Origin of the sequence: Tissierella sp., assembly GCF_052089545.1 — a bacterium.
GTDB lineage: Bacteria > Bacillota > Clostridia > Tissierellales > Tissierellaceae > Tissierella_A.
The window spans coordinates 1-20,169 of record NZ_JBQDAA010000020.1; the positions used below are offsets into that span (position 1 = coordinate 1).

The following is a 20,169-nucleotide window of genomic DNA, read 5'->3' on the forward strand; positions in this document are numbered from 1 at the left end:
GAGCGCACGCCTGATAAGCGTGAGGTCGGTGGTTCGAATCCACCCAGGTCCACCAGTAAATATTTTACTGGGGCCTTTAGCTCAGTTGGTTAGAGCGCCCGGCTCATAACCGGTAGGTCTGGGGTTCGAGTCCCTGAAGGCCCACCAAACTTTATTTATTGTCCTTGAATCATGATTTTGTTTTTATGTTCAACGAGGACATTTTTTTTCGCCCAGATGTTTAATTTTGAGTTAAGATATTTAATAATATGCCCTCTAGCTCAGTCGATATAAGTAGAGAACCAAAACAGTGAATTTCTGTTTTGTGTGAATCACTAAGTCCGCTAGTTAAAGTAAAGCAAAGTAACCGAATATTTTACTGCAAGTAAAGTAAGATAATATGCCCAAATAGCTCAGTCGGTAGAGCAGTAGACTGAAAATCTACGTGTCGCTGGTTCGATTCCGGCTTTGGGCACCATAGGTATAGGGGTGTAGTTCAGTGGCAGAACGTCGGTCTCCAAAACCGAATGTCGTGGGTTCAAATCCTGCCACCCCTGCCAAAAAACGATTTATAACTGAGTTAAGAAATTATAGTCTGTTTATTGGACTTGGACCTGTAGCTCAGTTGGTTAGAGCGCACGCCTGATAAGCGTGAGGTCGGTGGTTCGAATCCACCCAGGTCCACCATTATATTATTTAAAATCAAATACCATATTAATACATATGGACCTGTAGCTCAGTTGGTTAGAGCGCACGCCTGATAAGCGTGAGGTCGGTGGTTCGAATCCACCCAGGTCCACCAGTAAATATTTTACTGGGGCCTTTAGCTCAGTTGGTTAGAGCGCCCGGCTCATAACCGGTAGGTCTGGGGTTCGAGTCCCTGAAGGCCCACCAGAATAAAAAACACAGAAACTAATTTAAATTAGTTTCTGTGTTTTTTATTGTTTATAAACCTTTTATTTTATAATATATTTTGTAGAATTTCTTTAAGGAATATCAAAATATCATTTAATAGGTAGTCAGAAGATATTTTTAATAAAAAAAGATTTTGTGGTATTTCATATTCATGACTATACCTTATATTCTTGGGTAAATTAAAATCACTTTTGTCTACAAAAATGCAAGTCTTATCAGGAGTAACTAAACCTTTATTTGTATAAATAATAATTTCAAATTTATCTTTATTTTCTATTAATATATTAAAGTTTCTATCATAGTGGATAAATTTCTCCTTTATACCGTTTAACTGACCTTTAAAAGTCATAGTATCCTTAGATTCTTTTATATCAGTTATAAAAAAATCTAATATATTTTCATCCTTTTTCACCTTAAAGGATTTCTTTTCCTTTATAATATTTAATATATTCATAATATCTATTAGAAAATAAAGATCTTCAAAATTATGTGAAAGCAGTCTTTCCTTTAGTTCTAATTCACCACCTAATATATAATCATTATAAAAGGAGATACAGTCTTTCCCGCTATATATATCTTCCCTATATATACCTAAATATTTTTCTACTGTTTTTAATTTAAGATTTTCTATTTCTAAAAAAGATTTATTTTTCCTTAAAATTGAATAAATATCTAAAGAATTTTCTCTTTTAATAGAATAAGGAAAACCAAAATACCTTAACTTATGATTTACAAAAGGTATATCAAATGTATTACCATTATAATTTATTATAGTTTCAAAATTCATAAGAAATTTTGAGGATTCTAAGAGTAACTGGGGTTCATCCTTTAAATCATTAGCAAAATATTGTGCTATAACCCAAGAATTTTCTTTTTTATCAAAGTATAAGATTCCTATTAAATATACTATATCATTATTACGATTAAATCCTGTTGTTTCTATATCAAAAAAACAGACATCTTTAGATATATCTTTATTATTTAATGATTTTTTATTTATTTTCTTTTTAATAATCTCCATTGTTATCACCTTATTTTATATTATCTTATAATATAAAATAAGTACAGCCTATATATGTAAAAAAAGGTAGATAGAAAAATTCTATCTACCTTTTTAGTCTTAATCTTCTTCGTGAAGAGAAAAATTAAATGGTTTTTCTTTTAAATCAAAATTTGCTCCTGCTACACTACTTTCATCTATTTGCTTTGGGAATAAGTTTGGGAATGTTGTACAAATAGGTGAAGTATCAGGTGATAATTCTGGGAAACCAGTAGATAGTACACAAAGTTGAGTTGGAACTATGATTTTCTTCTCACATGTTATACATAATGCGATAATAAGATCTATAGTTATCTTACCAGTTTCTGGACATATAGTTATATCCCTGTGAATACTGTTAGTTGCAAGTCTAGTTTCACATAATACATTACAGAACTCTGCAAATCTTGGGAAGAATGCTGAATTGTATACTGATGGCATACATAATTCAAAGAAATTAGTTAAAACTAGTGGAGAGTTTACTGGTGCAACCGGTACATTTGCAGTAACTGAAAATCTGACTCTTCTACCTCTAGAATCTAATATTAGTAAATCTATATCAATTACTACGTTTCCTCTAACTCTAACCTTTTGAGTACCAAATACAGGAGTTCCAGAATCTTCTTCATCACACTCACTAGTATCTGCATAGATTAATTTTTCTGTAGAAAGTCCATCTGGTCCTGTTACCTCTACATATTTACCTTTTTCATCTTTAAGAAATTCTCCACCTGAAAGAACAGTTTCTGGATCAAGTCTGAAATTTCTTGGATCAGCTATATTAGATGGGTTAAAGAATTTTCTACATTTAATCTCTAGTACCCTAAGAATTCTACTACCCTCTGGAAGATTTGGTGTAAACCTCACATTGTTTACAGTACTTAAAGCTTGAAGATTAAATAATGCTGCGTCATAAACCTTCTGTACAAATATTGGCTCTGTTACTACATGTCTAAGAGTTCCATCCCACTCGCTACAACCCGTTGTGCCAGTACAGCACCCCTCAGTTATTGGTAATTCATCTGGTGGACAGTGGTGATCGTGGTCATGATGACAGTCATGGTGATAGTCATTACAATCATGATAATCATGATGTTTATTTGAAGACATATAATTTCCTCCTTTCAATAATAAATGATGCTTCAATCTTAATATATTCATTTAGGTGAATTGTGTTACTCTTATGCATTAAAATCTTATTAAAGTAATAGAAATAGTTAGAAGGAGGGATATTTTATGAGTTTTTATGAAGATAAAGTATTAATTGCAAATATGAATAAAAAAGGAATATATTTATTTAAAAATAGAGATAATAAAATAAATATGGAATATTATAATCAAAAGGAAGGGCATAGAAGTATTTCTATATGTAAAGATGCATATGAAGAATTTGACCTTGCAATAGAAAATGAAAAAATAAATTTAATATATCAAGATAGAAATAACTATCTTAAACTGCTTTCAATAAATGGATTTAATATAGATGAAATTAATCTACCCAAAGAAAAATTATCTAAAGTATATGAAATAAAATTAAATATCAGTTCTGGAATAAAAAACATATTTTATTTAATACCTAAATTTAGTGAAAAAGGAGTATTTGAAATTTATCATTATATTTCTATAGATGGGAAATGGAAAAAATCAAAAGTAGAAGATCTTATGATAAGTAAATTTTTAAATCCAATTAAAGTGTTAAATGATAAGGATTCCATATTATTGTTTTTTTACTATAAAAATCAAATTTGTTTAAAAGTATTTGATATAGATTCATTAAAGTGGAAGGAAACCATAAAGCTTACGGATAATTCGGAAAAACTATATATAGATGTCATAAAAGATGAAAGATATATTCATTTAGCCTATAGTAAATATGTAGATCAAAATTTAAGCATAAAATATAAAAAGTATACTTATAAGGATGGTTCATTAATAGAAGTGAAAGATAAAACAGTCTCAAATAAAGGCAATACAACACATCCTACCTTAATCTTAGAAAATGATAAAATTTGGGTAGCTTGGAAAGATAGCTTGGGATTAAAAAGTTCTTTTTCTAAGGATGAGGGGGAAACATTTAGTAATATTTATTTATGGAAGATGTCAAAGGCCAGTAAATATATAAGATATGATTATAGAGAAAATGAAAATAATGCTAGCTTTAAGCTAAACAGTTCATTTGGGACTATATATCCTTATATAAGTTTTATAGGATTTGGAGAATTAAAAGATGTAGAAGAAATAACTAGAGAAAACAGATGAATATAATACTATAGAAAATAAAGAAGGAGTAATTACTCCTTCTTTATTAAATTTAAATATTATTATTTTCAAATATATTTTTAATTTCCTTTAAGTTTTTAGTTTTACCAAGGGCTAAGATAAGCTTTATTCTGGCTTTATGACCTGGTAAATTATCTCCAAATATAACACCTAAATCCCTTAAATGCTTTCCTCCACCCTTATATCCATAACTATCTAAAACTCTTCCAGTATGGCATCTAGAGACCATAACTACAGCTATATTACTAGATATGGCCCTTTCGATACCAGGAATCATTTGAGGGGGAACATTCCCTCTACCTAGAGCTTCAATCACAATACCTTTATATCCAGAATCTATATAAAAATCTATGATATTAGCTTCCATTCCTGATGCTGTCTTTATAAGTGCAACTTTTTCTTCTATTTTTTTAGTATCTATATGTTTTCTACTTATTATATCTCTATAAAATATTACTTCATCATTATCTACTATACCCAATGGACCGAATTCAGGAGATTTAAATGTATCTAAAGCTAATGTATGCGTTTTAACAACCTCTCCTGCAGCATTTACTTCATTATTCATTACTACAAGTACACCTTTTCCTAGAGCTTTTTCAGAAATAGCTGTACATATTGCAGCAGATAAATTACTAGAACCGTCATAGCCAAGTTCAGAATTATTTCTCATTGCACCTACTAATATGATTGGTTTTTCCTGATCTATAATTAAATCTAAGAAATATGCAGTTTCTTCCAAAGTGTCAGTACCATGAGTAACTATGACTCCATCAATATCATCTCTATATATGTTTTTATTTATAATATTTGATATTTCCAACATGTGTTTTGGTCTTATATGTGGGCTAGGAAAATTAGCAAAATTAATAGATTCTACATTTACAATTTCCTCTACATTACTTATCATAGAAATTATTTCGTCAGAATTAAGCGAGGGAATAGCTGCATGTAAAAGTGGATCTACTTCCATTGCAATTGTACCACCTGTAAAAATAATTAATAACTTCTTTTTCATATTCACCTCTCCTAAACTATATTATATTCAATTGTAGCATAAAAAAACATAAAAACATAAAAAAGATAAAAAAAAAGACTCCTAAGAGTCTTTCATCCTTACGGATGGAACAATTCGTTCAAAAGGGGTATTGGGAATAGAAATCTCATTAAGGTTACCAGGGGGATAACCTTAAACAAATTATAACAAAATTAGACAAAAAATTCAATGTTTAAATAGATTAATTAAAATTTAAATATATTAATTAAAAATAGAATGAAGATACTTTATAATATAGCTAATATACTATATAATATATAGGGTATAATATTAGTAATACTACAATAGGAGAGGTAAGATGATTTATTTAGATAATTGTGCTACAACAAAGATGAGACCAGAGGTTTTAAATACTATCTACAATGCAATGAAGGAGGATTTTGGAAACCCTTCATCCTTACATAGTTTAGGACTGCAGTCTGAAAAGGAGATAAGAAAATCAAGAAAGATAATATCTAACTATTTAAATATAGATGAAAAAGAGCTATATTTCACTTCAGGGGGTACAGAAAGTAACAATATAGCCATACAAAGCATTGTAAATCTTTTAAAAAAACAAGGAAATCATATTATTACAACAAAGATAGAACATGCTTCTATAATGAATACTATGAAAGATTTAGAAGGTAAAGGATTTAAAGTTACATATTTAGATGTAGACAAATGGGGAAAGATAGATTTAGAACAATTGAAAAACTCTTTAAATCATGATACAATACTTGTTTCTATAATTCATGTGAATAATGAAATAGGAACTATTCAAGATATAAAAAAGATTAAAAACATTATAAATCAAAAGGATTCTAAAGCACTTTTACATTTAGACGGAATACAATCCTTTGGAAAGATAACTTTTGATTTAAAGCAATTAGGTGTAGATACATTTTCCTTTAGTTCACATAAGATTCATGGACCAAAAGGAGTTGGAGGACTATATATAAGAAGAGAAATAAAACTTTCACCTATAGTCTTTGGAGGTAATCAAGAAAGAGGTCTTAGATCTGGTACAGAAAATGTACCTGGGATTATTGCTTTTGGAAAAGCAGTAGAGATAATGGGAAAAAACAAGATAGATGAAAGAGAAAAAATCTTAAAGATAAAAAAATATACTATAAAACTTATAAAAGAGAAAATAGAAGATATAAAAATAAACTCTAACATAGATGATACTTTTTCACCTTATATATTAAATATTTCCTTAAGAGATACTAGAGGTGAAGTTTTACTACACTTTTTAGAACAAAAACATATTTATATATCTACAGCATCAGCTTGTTCGTCTAATGGTGTTAAAGAAAGTAAAGTCTTAAAATCTATAAATTTATCCCAGAAAGAAATAGAAGGAACTATAAGAGTTTGTTTTTCTTATGAAAATACGGAAGATGATATAGATTTATTTGTAAAGGAACTTGCAAATTCAGTAGAAGAAATTAGAAAGATAACTAAGAGGTGATATGTTTGAAAAAAGTAATAAGTGTAAGTTTAGGAGAACTAGTATTAAAGGGCTCTAATAGAAAATATTTTGAAGATAGACTTATAAAGCAAATGATAAAGAAAACAAAGCTTATAGGATATGATAAACTTTATAAAGAACAGGGAAAGATATATATAGAAGCAGATGAATCAAAGTTTGAAGCTATTATAAAAGGACTTAAAAAAGTATTTGGTATTGTATATATAAGTCCTTGTATTAGGGTAGAAAAAGATATGGAAAGCATAAAAGAAGCCTGTATAAAAAACATGAGAAAAAGACTAGAAAAAGACTCAAGTATAAAAACATTTAAAGTAGATACAAATAGATCAGATAAAAACTTTTACCTTAAATCTCCAGAGATATCTAGGAAAATGGGTGGAATATTATTAAATGAATTTGATTCTTTAGAAGTAGATGTTCACAAGCCGGACATTTACATGTATATAGATGTAAAACAAACTCATGCATATATATATAGTGAAAAGATTAAAGCATATGGTGGTATGCCAACAGCTACAAATGGAAAAGCACTTTTACTTATGTCAGGTGGGATAGATAGTCCTGTAGCTGGTTTTATGATGGCTAAAAGAGGTGTAGCTTTAAATTGTGTACATTATCACTCATATCCTTTTACATCAGAAAGGGGGGAAGAAAAAGTAAAAGAATTAGCTAGAAAACTAAGTATGTATACAGGAAAAATAAAATTTTTTAGTGTAAATATTTTAGAAATACAAAAGGCCATAAATGCAAATTGTCCAGAAAAAGAGATGACTATTATTTCTAGAAAATTCATGATGAGAATTGCAGAAAAAATAGCTAATGATAATAAACTAAATGCTTTAATAACAGGTGAGAGCTTAGGACAGGTAGCAAGCCAAACTATAGATGGTTTAACAGTTACAAATGAATCAGTTTCTATTCCTGTCTTTAGACCTTTAATAGGAATGGATAAGGTAGAAATAACCCAGATAGCTAGGGATATAGATACCTTTGAAACATCCAGCCTACCATTTGAAGATTGTTGTACAGTGTTTTTACCAAAACATCCAGTTACAAATCCAAAGGTAGAAAATATAAAGAAATCAGAAGAATCATTAGATATAGATGCTCTTGTTAATAGTGCTATTGAAAATATGAAGGTATACACTATAAAATAAGGGTATATAATTAATTGTTATAATTTAAATAGGAGGAAGATGTATGAAAAAAAGTTTAATTCCAATAATAATAGTAGTTCTTATACTAGCTTTTGTTGGAGGCAGTTACAATAGTTTAGTTACAACTGAAGAAGATGTAGAAAACTCATGGGCACAGGTAGAAAATGTTTTAAAAAGAAGAGCAGACTTGATTCCAAATCTTTTAGAAACTGTTAAAGGATTTGCAGCTCAAGAAAAAGAAGTATTAACTCAAATAACTGAAGCTAGAAGTAAAATATCTGATGCTAGTACTCCGGAAGAGTATGCAGAAGCAGATGCAGAACTTCAAAGAGGAGTAAGTAGTTTAAATGTAGTAGTAGAAAACTATCCAGAATTAAGATCTAATGAAAACTTTTTAGAGCTTCAAGCAGAACTATCAAGTACTGAAAACAAGATTTCAACGGAAAGAATGAGATATAATGATAGTGTTTCAGCTTATAACAAAAAAATAAAAAGATTTCCAACAAATATATATGCAGGAATCTTTGGATTTGATGAAAGACAATATTTTGAAATAGATGAAGCTGATAGTGAAGTACCAGATGTTGAATTTTAGGGAGTGTTTGTATGATTAAGAATAAACAACAAAAGGGGATATTTATTCTTAGTTTTATACTTTTAATTTCTTTAAGTATATTTTTAAATATAAATATGGCATATGCAGAAACAAAACTTCCAGACCAAAGTAGAGACTTTTATGTATATGATGAAGCTAATGTAATAGATGTAGGCTTAGAAGATTATATAATAGGTGTAAATAAAGAATTATATGATGAAACAGGTGCACAAATAGTAGTTGCATCCATAGACTCACTAGAAGACTTAGACATAAATACTTATGCTACAGAACTATATGAAAAGTGGGAAATAGGTAGTGAAGAATATGATAATGGACTTCTTATACTATTATCAATTAATGATGGAGAAATTTGGATAGAAACAGGATATGGACTAGAAGGGGCACTTCCTGCTGGTAGATTAAAGAGAATAATCGAAAGAGATATGATTCCATCTTTTAAAACAAATGATTATAATGAAGGAATATCAATGGGTTTTAATAGTGTCATAGAATATGTAGAAAAAGATTATGATATAAGCCTAGATAAAGAAAGTGTTAATAATAGATACTCTCAAACGGAAGCAAGGGATAATAGGAGTATTATTCCCATTATAATAATTGTCCTCATATTTGCCTTTGTTGACTTTAAGTTTTTTAGAGGTATTCTTATAATAAGTATTTTAAGAGCCTTTTTAAGAGGCCGTGGAGGACCAGGTGGTTTTGGCGGCGGAGGCTTCGGTGGAGGCTCATCAGGCGGTGGCGGAAGTTCTGGTGGAGGCGGCGCCGGTGGAAGCTGGTAAACCTTAAAAAACAATAATTTGAATTTATAAAAGAATCTTTACAGTAGATTTAAATCTACTGTAAAGATTCTTTTTTTATATAAAATCTATTGACAGGAAATGAAAATATCTTTATAATAAGTGAAGGTAATAAGTTTAGTAATAATAAATAAATAGTTTAATATATGCCTAAATACGAAGGGTGATATTTGTGAATATAGGAGAAAAAATTAAAAGTCTTAGAATAAAAAATGATTTAACTCAAGAAGAATTGGCGGATAGATGTGAGTTAACAAAAGGATTTATTTCACAGGTTGAAAGAGATCTTACATCACCTTCAATATCTACTTTTATAGATATATTAGAAGGACTTGGAACAAACCTTAAAGATTTTTTCAGTGAAAATACTGATGAAAAAGTTGTATTTACAAAAGAAAATATATTTGAAAATGAAAATAAAGATTTAAAATACAAATTAAAATGGATAATTCCAAATGCTCAAAAGAACATGATGGAACCAGTACTGATCTACTTAGAAGCTGGAGGCAAAACAAAAGAAGATTTTCCCCATGAAGGAGAAGAGTTTGGATATGTAATGGATGGTAGTATTTATTTACATATAGGTAAAAACAAATATAATGTAAATAAAGGAGAATCCTTTTACTTTAAAGCAAACTTAAATCACTATATTTCAAATGCTAAAAGGAGTAAGGCTAGAATTATTTGGGTAAGCACCCCACCTAGCTTTTAAAAAGGAGGACAATATGAATATAATAGACTTAAAAAATATATCAAAAGAATATGGTGGAGTCACAGTATTAGATAATATAGACTTATCTATTAAAAGAAATGAATTTTTAACATTTTTAGGTCCAAGTGGATGTGGAAAAACAACAACACTTAGAATCATTGGGGGCTTTGAAGATCCATCTGAAGGTAGTATAATATTTGACCATAAAGATATAACTACATTAGAAGCTTATAAAAGACAAATAAATACAGTGTTTCAGAAATATGCACTTTTTCCTCATATGAATATATATGATAATATAGCTTTTGGTCTTAAGATTAAAAAGATGAATAAAGCTAACATAGATAAAAAAGTAAAAGAAATGCTTAGACTTGTAGGTTTAAAAGGTTTTGAAACTAGATCGATAGATTCATTAAGTGGTGGTCAGCAACAAAGAATTGCAATAGCAAGAGCTCTTGTAAATGAGCCAGAGGTATTACTTTTAGATGAACCACTAGGAGCTTTGGATTTAAAGCTTAGAAAAGAAATGCAAATAGAACTTAAAAACATACAAGAAAGAGTTGGTATAACCTTTATATATGTAACTCACGATCAAGAAGAAGCACTAACTATGTCAGATACAATAGTAGTTATGGATGAAGGTAAGATTCAGCAAATAGGAAGTCCAGTAGATATATACAATGAACCTAAAAATGCATTTGTAGCCAAGTTTATAGGAGAAAGCAATATTATAGACGGTGTAATGAAAGAAGATTTTCTAGTAGAATTTGGTGGGAAAATATTTGAATGTGTAGATAAAGGTTTTGAAAAATCTGAAGAAATAGATGTGGTTATAAGGCCTGAAGACATAGATATAGTCAATTTGAAAAATGGTAAACTAGATGGTGTAGTAAAATCAGTAATCTTTAAAGGTGTTCACTATGAGATGATAGTAAGCTCTAATGGTTTTGAATGGATGATCCATAGCACTATCATGAAAGCAGAAGGAACACATATAGGTATGGATATAATACCTGAAAATATTCATATTATGAAGAAGGTGAAAAGAATATGAAGTTAAAAAGAGCTGCTTATCCATATGTATTTTGGATGATTATATTTATACTTATGCCCTTATTTTTAATCCTATACTTTGCCTTCACAAGTGGAGATAGTCAAAGCTTTTCGGATTTTACACTTAGTTTAAATAATTTCAAAAGATTTTTTACTCCTACTTATTTAAAGGTCTTAAGAAGATCTGTAAATCTAGCATTTATATCTACTATTATATCTTTAATCATAGGCTATCCATTAGCTTATATAATATCTAAGGAAGATACTAACAGACAAAATATAATGATATTAATGCTTGTAATACCTATGTGGATGAATTTCTTACTGAGAACTTATGCATGGCTTACACTACTTGGGAGAAATGGATTTATAAATAATATATTAGTAAAAGTAGGACTTCAGCCATTAGATTTAATGTATAATAATAAAGCAATATTACTTGGTATGGTATATAACTTTTTACCTTTTATGGTTCTTCCTATATATTCAGTGCTTACAAAGATAGAAAAAGGATTTATAGAAGCAGCTGAAGACTTGGGCGCAAATAAAATAACAGTTTTTAAAAAGATAATATTTCCACTCAGCCTACCAGGCGTAATAACTGGTATTACTATGGTGTTTATACCAGCTGTAAGTACATTTGTAATATCAGACCTTTTAGGAGGAGGAAAATATAACCTTATAGGAAATGTAATAGAACAGCAATTTAGATGGACTGGAGATTGGCACTTTGGATCAGCCTTATCTATAGTTCTTATGGTCTTTATACTCCTAACTATGGCTTTTACCTCTAAATTTGATAGTGATAAGGAAGGGGGAGATGGTGGCTTATGGTAAAGAAAATATCTAAAAAAACATATGTATTTTTGATGTTTTTATTTTTATATCTCCCTATAATAGTTCTTATTGTTTATTCATTTAACGATTCTAAACTTCAAGCAGGTTGGTCTGGTTTTACTCTTAGGTGGTATATGGAACTTTTTCAGGATACTGAAATATTAAGAGCGCTTTATATAACCATATTAATAGCTGTTCTATCATCTACCATATCTACTATTATAGGAACATTTGCAGCTATTGGCATACATGGAATAAAGGGATTTAATAGAAAAATCATTTTAAATTTAAATTATATACCAGTATTAAATCCAGACATAGTAACTGCCGTATCACTAATGGCACTTTTTAGATTTTTTAAAATAGAATTTGGTTTTATTACCATGCTTCTATCACATATAGCATTTTCTATCCCTTATGTAATACTATCAGTATTACCTAAGCTTAAACAAATGAATACTAACTTAGCAGAGGCAGCTATGGATTTAGGAGCAACTCCATTTTATGCACTTAGAAAGGTCATAATCCCTGAAATATTTCCAGGAATAGTAACAGGTATGCTTCTAGCATTTACCTTATCTATAGATGATTTTGTAATTAGCTTTTTTAATACAGGGCAGGGAGTATCAAATTTAGGTATTACTATATATTCTATGACAAGAAAGGGTATAAATCCAATAGTAAATGCTCTTTCAACTTTAATGTTTATAGTTTTATTATTGTTATTACTTATAATAAACAAAAGATCAGATGAAAATTTTAAAAACAGGAGGTAATTAAAAAATGAAAAAAAGAAAAATGGGTATAATGCTAGTTTTAATGCTAGTTTCACTTTCAATACTGACAGCGTGTGGTGAGAAAAAGCCTATATTGAATGTATACAATTGGGGAGACTATATAGATAAAGATGTATTGGAAACATTTGAAGAAGAATTTGATGTTAAAGTTAGATATAGTGATTTTGCTACAAATGAAGACCTTTATGTTAAAATAAAACAAGGTGGAGGTAATTATGATGTAATATTTCCCTCTGACTATATGATAGAAAGAATGATAAAAGAAGATTTACTAGCCAAGATAGATAAGTATAATATACCTAACTATGAAAAAATTGATGGTAGATTCTTAAATTTAGACTATGATCCAAATAATGAATATTCCATACCATATATGTGGGGTACTGTAGGTATAATATATAATAAAACTATGGTAGATCCTCTTACAAAATGGGAAGACCTTTGGGATGAAAAATATAAAGGTGAAATTATAATGTTAAAAAGCCAAAGAGATACCATGGCCGTAGCTTTGAAAAAATTAGGATACTCTATGAATACAAGGAATATAGAAGAACTTGAAGAGGCTAAAGAAGAACTTATAGAACAAAAGCCTTTAGTTTACTCTTATCTTGGAGATGAAATAAAAGATCAAATAGTTGCAGAAAATGCAGGAATTGGAGTAGTATGGTCAGGAGATGCAGTAACTATGATAAGAGAAAATCCTAACCTTGAATATGTTATACCAGAAGAAGGGACAAATTTATGGTTTGATGCTATGGCAATACCAAAAGATTCTGATAACAAGGAACTTGCAGAAGAATTTATAAACTTTATGTCAAGACCCGAGATTTCAGCAAAAAATGCAGAATATATAGGGTATTCTACACCTATAACTGAGGCAAAAGAGCTTTTACCAGAGGATCTACAAAATAGCTTAGTAGCATATCCACAAAGCTATATGATAGAAAATGTAGAGATATTTAAAGATCCAACAGATATTATTGGAGAATATGATAGGATTTGGACCGAAATCATGAGTGAAGAGTAAAAATAAATGTGAGTAAAAATCAATAATAAGGGTAGATATCTTAGGTAAGATATCTACCCTTATTTATATTACAATTTTTAAGATATAGATTTGTAAATTATAATATTAAAAGGAGAATAAACTTAGGAGGCAGAAAATGAAATACATTGAAAATTTTTCTAATGATCCAAGATATAATTTAGCATTTGAAGAGTATTGTTTTAAGTACCTACCAACAGATGAAGATTATGTTATTCTTTGGATAAATGGACCAGCAATCATAGTAGGCAAAAATCAAAACACTTTGGAAGAGGTAAATGGTGAGTATGTAAAAGAAAATGGTATTCAAGTGGTAAGAAGAATAACAGGTGGAGGAGCAGTTTATCACGACCTCGGGAACTTAAATTTTTCTATTATAAAAAATACTGGAGATAATAAAAAGATTGATTTTAAAAAATATAACATACCTATATTAAATGCTTTGAAAAGATTAGATATAGAATGTGAATTATCAGGTAGGAATGATATGACCATAAATGGCAAGAAGTTTTCAGGAATAGCCCAGTCTATATGGAGAAATAGGGTACTAAATCATGGTACACTCTTATTTGATACAGAACTTGATGTTTTATCTAAAGCTTTAAACGTAAAACAAGATAAGATTGTATCTAAAGGCATAAAATCAGTTAGAAGTAGAGTAACAAACATAAAACCTTTTTTACCTGAAGGTGATACTATAGAAGATTTTAGAGAAGTTTTATTAAAATATATATTTGAGTTTGAAAATGAAATACCACAAAAGTATGAACTAAGTGACAAGCAAAATATGGAAATAAATAAACTGTTTGAGGAAAAATATTCCACTTGGGATTGGAACTATGGAAGTTCACCACAATTTAATTATAAAAACTATAAAAAATTTCCCTTTGGAGGTATAGAAGTTAGACTACACATAAAAGATGGAATAATAGATGAGTGCAAATTTTTTGGAGACTTCTTTGGTTCAGAAAACGTAGAAAAATTAGAAGAAACTCTTATAGGTAAAAATTATAATGAAGAAAGTATAAAGTCAGCTGTAAGTGAAAAAGAATTAAAACAATATTTTGGAGATATAGAAAAAGAAGAATTTAACAACTTATTATTTGAATAAAAAGGCATAAAAACAACAAAAATTAAATTGTTTATATAAAAAAAATATTGCAGGAAATGCCAAGGCTTGATTCAAAAAAGCCTTGGCATTTTTATAATTGTGTGAACATTTGAAATAATATGCAAGATACGAAGAGTAAACCTTCAAAACGTTGAAATATCAATACTTTATAAAAAAATAATTTAAAACAAAGGCTTGTTATTCTATAACTTTGTGATATTATGGAGTTGATAGTGATAAAAAATATTCATACTTTTAAATAAGGAGGCTAATAAAATGGAAAAAAAGACACTCGTATTAGGAGTTATTGGTTCTGATTGTCATGCAGTAGGAAATAAAATCCTTGATTATTCATTAAGTGATGCAGGATTTAATGTAGTAAACATAGGGGTACTTTCACCTCAAGAAGATTTTATAAATGCAGCAATTGAAACAAATGCTGATGCAATTTTTGTATCTTCTCTTTATGGTCATGGAGAAATAGACTGTAGGGGAATGAGACAAAACTGTGAAGAATCAGGTTTAAAAGATATTTTATTGTATGTAGGAGGAAATATTGTAGTAGGAAAGCAAGATTGGCATGAAGTAAAAGAGAAGTTTGAAGATATGGGTTTTGATAGAGTATATCCACCGGGAACTACTGTTGAAACTTCAATAAAAGATCTTCAAGAAGATCTGGGTTAGGAAAACAATATGAAATGTTATCTTTTTATTGACTTTGGGAGTACTTATACAAAAGTAACTCTTGTAGACATAGAAAAAGAAGAAATACATGCAACAGGTAAATCCTACACTACAGTAGAAACAGATGTAACAATAGGTTATAAAAATGCTTTAGAAAAACTTTATAAAAAAACAGATAAAGAAATTGATATAGTAAAAAAACTAGCTTGTTCTTCAGCAGCAGGAGGACTTAAGATTGTTGCCATAGGACTTGTACCAGAACTCACTGCAGAAGCAGCTAAAAGAGCAGCACTGGGAGCAGGAGCTAGAGTTATGAATACTTATAGTCACAACTTAAACAAGAGCGAAATAGAAGAAATAAAAGCTTCAGATGCTGATATGGTTCTACTAGCTGGAGGAACAGATGGTGGCAATCATATATGCATAAATCACAATGCACAAATGATTGCAAATAGTGGGATAAGCATTCCGGTTGTTATAGCTGGAAACAAAAGCTGTAACGATGAGATAGAAGAGATATTCAAAGGGAAAATAGAATATCATGTTACTGAAAATGTTATGCCAAAGTTAAACCAAATAAATGTAGAACCGGCCCGTGAAACTATTAGAAGCATATTTATGAAACAAATTGTAAATGCAAAAGGCATGGAAAATGTAGAGGATGATATATCAGAAATACTTATGCCAACTCCTGCAAGTGTGCTAAATGCAGCAGAGGCACTTTCAAAGGGAAGTGAAGATGAAAAAGGTATAGGTGACTTAGCTATCTTAGATATAGGAGGAGCTACAACTGATATCCATTCTATAGGGGAAGGATCTCCTAGTAAAGCTTCTGTTGTACTTAGAGGACTTGAAGAACCTATAGCAAAGAGAACTGTAGAAGGTGATCTTGGGATGAGATATTCTGCCCATTCTATACTAGAAGCAGCTGGTAAAAATATGTTCAGAAAATATATTGACATAAAAGAATATGGTTTAGAGGAAGAATTAGAAAATAGATACAACAATACCTCATTTATTCCAGAGACTGAAAGAGATATAAAATTTGATGAAGCTATGGCAAAGGTTTGCACAGACTTAGCAATGTCTAGACATGCTGGCATAGTAGAATCAATATATTCACCCTTAGGAGCAACTTTTGTACAAACAGGAAAAGACCTAATGGAACTTCCTTTTGTCATAGGAACTGGAGGAGTTATTGTAAATAGTAAAAGTCCTAGTGAAATATTAAATGCTTTATTATTTTCTATAGAGGATCCTAATTCATTAAAACCTAGAAATCCTAAGTTTTTAATAGATAAAGATTATATACTTTCTGCTATGGGACTATTAACAAAAGTAGATAGAAATATGGCAGTAAGAATGTTAAAAAAATATATAGTAGACTGTGAGGGAATATAAATGGATTTAAAAAATAAAAAATGGTCAGATGATGAGTTTTTTAAACAAAGAGAAGAAGTACTTGGACAATGGCCTACAGGAAAAGAAGTAGACCTAGATGAGGCGGTAAAATATTTAGAAAATATTCCAGATGAAAAGAATTTTGCTAAAAAGCTTGAAAAAGCTAAAAATGAAGGGAAGACATTAGCTCAACCTAGAGCTGGAGTTGCATTAATAGATGAACATATCAAACTGCTAAATTTCTTAGACAAAGAGGGTGGAGCAGATCTTCTTCCATCAACAATAGATTCATATACAAGACAAAATAGATACGATGAATGTCAAGTAGGTATAGAAGAGTCTTTAAAAGCTGGAAGATCTTTACTTAATGGATACCCAGGTGTAAACCATGGTGTTAAAGGTGGCAGAAAAGTTTTTGAAAGTGTAAACTTACCGCTACAAGCAAGACATGGTACACCGGATTCTAGATTATTAGCAGAAATAATACATGCAGCTGGCTTTACATCTAATGAAGGTGGCGGTATAAGCTATAACATTCCTTATGCAAAATCTGTTACAATGGAAAAAAGCATTAGAGATTGGCAGTACTGTGATAGACTAGTAGGATATTATGAAGACAGAGGTATATCCATAAATAGAGAACCTTTTGGGCCTCTAACTGGTACTTTAGTACCACCATCTACATCAAACGCTGTTGCTATAATAGAAGCACTTCTTGCAGCAGAACAAGGTGTAAAAAGTATAACTGTAGGATATGGACAATGTGGTAACTTGGTTCAAGACGTTGCTGCTATAAGATCTTTAGAAGAACAAACTGAAGAATATCTAGCAAAATATGGTTATAAAAATGTAGTTGTAACTACAGTATTCCATCAGTGGATGGGAGGATTCCCTGAAGATGAAGCAAAAGCATTTGGTGTTATATCAACTGGAGCTGCAGCTGCAGCACTTGCAGGGGCTACAAAGGTAATAGTAAAAACTCCACATGAAGCTATTGGTATACCAACAAAAGAAGCAAACTCAGAGGGTATAAAAGCTACAAAAATGGTTCTAAACCTACTAGAAGGTCAAAGAATGCCAATGAGTAAAGAATTACAAAGTGAAATAAATGTTATAAAGGCAGAAACAAAATGTATGGTAGATGGCATAATAAAAGCTGGAAATGGTGATCTTGCTATAGGAACTGTTAAAGGATTTGAAGAAGGAATAATTGATATTCCATTTGGTCCTTCAAAATACAATTATGGTAAAATGATGCCAGCTAGAGATAATGAGGGAGCAGTTAGATATTTAATGACTGGTAATATTCCATTTACTAAAGACTTATTAGACTTTAACAAAAGCAAACTAGAAGAAAGAGGAACGTTTGAAAACAGAGCAGTAGGTTTCCAAATGACAGTAGACGATATATTTGCAGTAGGTAAAGGAAAATTAATAGGAAGACCGGAGGGAAAGTAAATGAAAATAGTTGATATTATTTGTTCAGAAGGTAAAACAGGTTTCTATTTTGACGATCAAAAGGCAATAAAACAAGGTGCAAAAAATGATGGTATGTTTTATTTAGGAGAGCCAGTAACAGAAGGCTTTGATTCAATAAGACAACCAGGTGAAAGCATCTCTGTAATGATAGTTCTAGAAGATGGTCAAGTAGCACTAGGTGATTGTGCTGCAGTTCAATATTCAGGAGCAGGCGGAAGAGATCCTCTATTTTTAGCAAAAGACTTTATACCTATAATAGAAGGTGAAATAAAAGATCGACTAGTTGGAAAAGAAACTAAAAACTTTAAAGAACTAGCTGAAGAAATAGATGGAATGAAAATAGATGGTAAAAAACTTCATACTGCTATTAGATATGGACTTACTCAATCTATCCTTGATGCATCTGCAAAAGCACAAAATATTACAAAAGCAGAAGTAATTAAAAAAGAATATAAAACAGATGTAGATTTAAAAAGAATACCTATATTTACTCAATCTGGAGACGATAGATATCTAAACGCAGATAAAATGATTATTAAACAAGCTGATGTTATGCCTCATGGTTTATTTAATAATGTTGAAGAAAAGCTAGGTCTTAAGGGTGAAAAACTAAAAGGATATGTTGAATGGTTAACAAAAAGAGTATTAGACCATAGAGCAGATGAAAACTATAATCCTACTTTTCATATAGACGTTTATGGAACTATTGGAGAGCTTCTAGACAATGATATAGAGGCTATGACTAAGTACCTAGGTGAACTAGAAGAAGTTGCAAAACCATTTACACTTAGAATAGAAGGTCCAATGGATGTTGGAGAAAGAACAGCTCAAATGGAAGCTATGAGAGATTTAAGAAAGAGCTTAGAAGATAACAATATCTCAGTTGAACTTGTAGCGGACGAATGGTGTAATACTTTAGAAGATGTAAAATATTTTGCTGAAAATAAAGCAGGTCACATGATTCAAATAAAATCTCCTGACCTTGGTGGAATAAACAACTCAATAGAAGCTATATTATTCTGTAACCAAGTAGGTGTAGCATCATATTTAGGTGGAACTTGTAACGAAACAAGTGTAAGTTCTGAAATATGTACTAACATAGCTATAGCATGTGGTGCAGGTCAAGTTCTTGCAAAACCTGGTATGGGTGTTGACGAAGGTATTATGCTTGTAAACAATGAAATGAATAGAGTATTAGCATTAGCTAATAGTAGAAAATAAATAAATTTATAGCTTAAAATTAAATATTCCGCCCTTTGTGGCGGTTTATTTAATAATTAGACTAATTAAATATAAAGGGTGGTTTAAAATGAGAGAAATTGAAGCCAGTTCAATAGCAAAAGAAGTAAAAAGACTAGTTATGGAAGCAAATTTCTTTTTACCAGAAGATGTCTTAAATGCATTAAAAAAATCTAGAGATGAAGAAGAGTGGGAACTTGCATCCAATACTATAGGTAAGATAATTGATAATGCAGGCATAGCTGAAAGTGATCAAGTTCCAATGTGTCAAGATACAGGCATGGTAGTTGTATTTGTAGATATTGGTCAAGATGTTCATGTAGTAAATGGATCTATAGAAGATGCAATAAATGAAGGAATAAGAAATGGATACGAAGAAGGACATTTAAGAAAGTCAGTTGTAAAAGATCCATTAGACAGAGTAAATACAAAAGACAATACACCAGGAGTGATACACAATAATATAGTGCCAGGAGACAAACTTTCAATAATGG

19 protein-coding genes and 6 tRNA genes are annotated in these 20,169 nt (G+C 30.2%); 22 read left to right on the forward strand and 3 right to left on the reverse strand.

Annotation, left to right across the window (positions count from 1 at the left end; genetic code table 11):
* Positions 1-70: 70 nt before the first annotated feature.
* From ACTHW2_RS02970 to ACTHW2_RS02995, 6 genes are all read left to right on the forward strand, one after another.
* Positions 71-147, forward strand: a tRNA-Ile gene (locus ACTHW2_RS02970).
* Positions 148-381: 234 nt separating this feature from the next.
* Positions 382-457: transfer RNA gene (locus ACTHW2_RS02975), tRNA-Phe, on the forward strand.
* Positions 458-464: 7 nt separating this feature from the next.
* Positions 465-539 (forward strand) — tRNA-Trp (locus ACTHW2_RS02980).
* Between the two features lie 50 nt (positions 540-589).
* Positions 590-666, forward strand: a tRNA-Ile gene (locus tag ACTHW2_RS02985).
* Positions 667-704: 38 nt separating this feature from the next.
* A tRNA-Ile gene (locus ACTHW2_RS02990) sits at positions 705-781 on the forward strand.
* Between the two features lie 15 nt (positions 782-796).
* A tRNA-Ile gene (locus tag ACTHW2_RS02995) sits at positions 797-873 on the forward strand.
* 67 nt (positions 874-940) lie between these two features.
* Here the strand turns inward: ACTHW2_RS02995 and ACTHW2_RS03000 are convergent.
* Entirely contained in the window at positions 941-1,915 is a 975-nt protein-coding gene (locus tag ACTHW2_RS03000) for a ribonuclease H-like domain-containing protein (RefSeq protein ID WP_442262247.1), read from the reverse strand.
* 99 nt (positions 1,916-2,014) lie between these two features.
* Positions 2,015-3,043 (reverse strand): hypothetical protein, encoded by a 1,029-nt coding sequence (locus tag ACTHW2_RS03005; protein WP_442262248.1) that lies wholly within the window; start codon positions 3,041-3,043, stop codon positions 2,015-2,017.
* Positions 3,044-3,169: 126 nt separating this feature from the next.
* Between ACTHW2_RS03005 and ACTHW2_RS03010 the strand changes: the two genes are divergently transcribed.
* The gene (locus ACTHW2_RS03010; protein WP_442262249.1) at positions 3,170-4,192 is read left to right on the forward strand and encodes a hypothetical protein; all 1,023 of its coding nucleotides are present in this window, start codon (positions 3,170-3,172) and stop codon (positions 4,190-4,192) included.
* 52 nt (positions 4,193-4,244) lie between these two features.
* Here ACTHW2_RS03010 and ACTHW2_RS03015 read toward each other — a convergent pair whose 3' ends face one another.
* On the reverse strand, positions 4,245-5,231 hold the full coding sequence (locus ACTHW2_RS03015; protein ID WP_442262250.1) for an asparaginase: 987 nt from the start codon (positions 5,229-5,231) through the stop codon (positions 4,245-4,247).
* A 337-nt stretch (positions 5,232-5,568) separates the two neighbouring features.
* Here ACTHW2_RS03015 and ACTHW2_RS03020 point away from each other — a divergent pair, with 337 nt between their 5' ends.
* The 15 genes from ACTHW2_RS03020 to ACTHW2_RS03090 form a co-directional block, all read left to right on the forward strand.
* On the forward strand, positions 5,569-6,723 hold the full coding sequence (locus tag ACTHW2_RS03020) for a cysteine desulfurase family protein (RefSeq protein ID WP_442262251.1): 1,155 nt from the start codon (positions 5,569-5,571) through the stop codon (positions 6,721-6,723).
* A 5-nt stretch (positions 6,724-6,728) separates the two neighbouring features.
* Positions 6,729-7,901, forward strand: a complete 1,173-nt coding sequence (thiI, locus tag ACTHW2_RS03025; RefSeq protein WP_442262252.1) for a tRNA uracil 4-sulfurtransferase ThiI — start codon at positions 6,729-6,731, stop codon at positions 7,899-7,901.
* 43 nt (positions 7,902-7,944) lie between these two features.
* Complete coding sequence (locus ACTHW2_RS03030) at positions 7,945-8,496, forward strand: LemA family protein (protein ID WP_442262253.1); 552 nt, start codon at positions 7,945-7,947, stop codon at positions 8,494-8,496.
* An 11-nt stretch (positions 8,497-8,507) separates the two neighbouring features.
* Complete coding sequence (locus ACTHW2_RS03035; RefSeq protein ID WP_442262254.1) at positions 8,508-9,299, forward strand: TPM domain-containing protein; 792 nt, start codon at positions 8,508-8,510, stop codon at positions 9,297-9,299.
* A 190-nt stretch (positions 9,300-9,489) separates the two neighbouring features.
* On the forward strand, positions 9,490-10,029 hold the full coding sequence (locus ACTHW2_RS03040; RefSeq protein WP_442262255.1) for a helix-turn-helix domain-containing protein: 540 nt from the start codon (positions 9,490-9,492) through the stop codon (positions 10,027-10,029).
* Between the two features lie 13 nt (positions 10,030-10,042).
* Entirely contained in the window at positions 10,043-11,083 is a 1,041-nt protein-coding gene (gene potA, locus ACTHW2_RS03045; protein WP_442262256.1) for a spermidine/putrescine ABC transporter ATP-binding protein, read from the forward strand.
* Complete coding sequence (locus ACTHW2_RS03050) at positions 11,080-11,919, forward strand: ABC transporter permease (RefSeq protein ID WP_442262257.1); 840 nt, start codon at positions 11,080-11,082, stop codon at positions 11,917-11,919. The genes potA and ACTHW2_RS03050 overlap by 4 nt, the downstream gene beginning before the upstream one ends.
* Positions 11,913-12,695 (forward strand): ABC transporter permease, encoded by a 783-nt coding sequence (locus ACTHW2_RS03055; protein WP_442262258.1) that lies wholly within the window; start codon positions 11,913-11,915, stop codon positions 12,693-12,695. Before ACTHW2_RS03050 ends, ACTHW2_RS03055 begins: the two co-directional genes overlap by 7 nt.
* Before the next feature lie 7 nt (positions 12,696-12,702).
* Complete coding sequence (locus ACTHW2_RS03060) at positions 12,703-13,743, forward strand: ABC transporter substrate-binding protein (protein WP_442262259.1); 1,041 nt, start codon at positions 12,703-12,705, stop codon at positions 13,741-13,743.
* A 136-nt stretch (positions 13,744-13,879) separates the two neighbouring features.
* Entirely contained in the window at positions 13,880-14,872 is a 993-nt protein-coding gene (locus ACTHW2_RS03065; protein ID WP_442262260.1) for a lipoate--protein ligase, read from the forward strand.
* Positions 14,873-15,148: 276 nt separating this feature from the next.
* Positions 15,149-15,556 carry a methylaspartate mutase subunit S gene (gene glmS, locus ACTHW2_RS03070; RefSeq protein ID WP_442262261.1) on the forward strand — a complete coding sequence of 136 codons (408 nt, stop codon included), beginning with the start codon at positions 15,149-15,151 and terminating at the stop codon, positions 15,554-15,556.
* 9 nt (positions 15,557-15,565) lie between these two features.
* Positions 15,566-16,957, forward strand: a complete 1,392-nt coding sequence (gene glmL, locus ACTHW2_RS03075) for a methylaspartate mutase accessory protein GlmL (protein ID WP_442262262.1) — start codon at positions 15,566-15,568, stop codon at positions 16,955-16,957.
* Positions 16,958-18,415, forward strand: coding sequence for a methylaspartate mutase subunit E (locus ACTHW2_RS03080; protein ID WP_442262263.1), 1,458 nt, complete (start codon positions 16,958-16,960; stop codon positions 18,413-18,415).
* Positions 18,416-19,657: a methylaspartate ammonia-lyase gene (locus tag ACTHW2_RS03085; protein WP_442262264.1), complete on the forward strand. Its 1,242-nt coding sequence runs from the start codon at positions 18,416-18,418 to the stop codon at positions 19,655-19,657.
* Between the two features lie 88 nt (positions 19,658-19,745).
* A partial coding sequence (locus ACTHW2_RS03090; RefSeq protein ID WP_442262265.1) for a fumarate hydratase occupies positions 19,746-20,169 on the forward strand: 424 nt, incomplete at its 3' end.

Bases quoted from the DNA above. Each gene is read 5' to 3' on its own strand.
- ACTHW2_RS03030 (WP_442262253.1), top strand. From the start codon at position 7,945: ATGAAAAAAAGTTTAATTCCAATAATAATAGTAGTTCTTATACTAGCT.
- ACTHW2_RS03010 (WP_442262249.1), top strand. From the start codon at position 3,170: ATGAGTTTTTATGAAGATAAAGTATTAATTGCAAATATGAATAAAAAA.
- ACTHW2_RS03080 (WP_442262263.1), top strand. From the start codon at position 16,958: ATGGATTTAAAAAATAAAAAATGGTCAGATGATGAGTTTTTTAAACAA.
- glmL (WP_442262262.1), top strand. From the start codon at position 15,566: ATGAAATGTTATCTTTTTATTGACTTTGGGAGTACTTATACAAAAGTA.
- ACTHW2_RS03060 (WP_442262259.1), top strand. From the start codon at position 12,703: ATGAAAAAAAGAAAAATGGGTATAATGCTAGTTTTAATGCTAGTTTCA.
- ACTHW2_RS03035 (WP_442262254.1), top strand. From the start codon at position 8,508: ATGATTAAGAATAAACAACAAAAGGGGATATTTATTCTTAGTTTTATA.
- ACTHW2_RS03020 (WP_442262251.1), top strand. From the start codon at position 5,569: ATGATTTATTTAGATAATTGTGCTACAACAAAGATGAGACCAGAGGTT.
- ACTHW2_RS03055 (WP_442262258.1), top strand. From the start codon at position 11,913: ATGGTAAAGAAAATATCTAAAAAAACATATGTATTTTTGATGTTTTTA.
- ACTHW2_RS03050 (WP_442262257.1), top strand. From the start codon at position 11,080: ATGAAGTTAAAAAGAGCTGCTTATCCATATGTATTTTGGATGATTATA.
- ACTHW2_RS03005 (WP_442262248.1), bottom strand. From the start codon at position 3,043: ATGTCTTCAAATAAACATCATGATTATCATGATTGTAATGACTATCAC.
- ACTHW2_RS03000 (WP_442262247.1), bottom strand. From the start codon at position 1,915: ATGGAGATTATTAAAAAGAAAATAAATAAAAAATCATTAAATAATAAA.
- glmS (WP_442262261.1), top strand. From the start codon at position 15,149: ATGGAAAAAAAGACACTCGTATTAGGAGTTATTGGTTCTGATTGTCAT.
- ACTHW2_RS03065 (WP_442262260.1), top strand. From the start codon at position 13,880: ATGAAATACATTGAAAATTTTTCTAATGATCCAAGATATAATTTAGCA.
- ACTHW2_RS03085 (WP_442262264.1), top strand. From the start codon at position 18,416: ATGAAAATAGTTGATATTATTTGTTCAGAAGGTAAAACAGGTTTCTAT.
- ACTHW2_RS03015 (WP_442262250.1), bottom strand. From the start codon at position 5,231: ATGAAAAAGAAGTTATTAATTATTTTTACAGGTGGTACAATTGCAATG.
- potA (WP_442262256.1), top strand. From the start codon at position 10,043: ATGAATATAATAGACTTAAAAAATATATCAAAAGAATATGGTGGAGTC.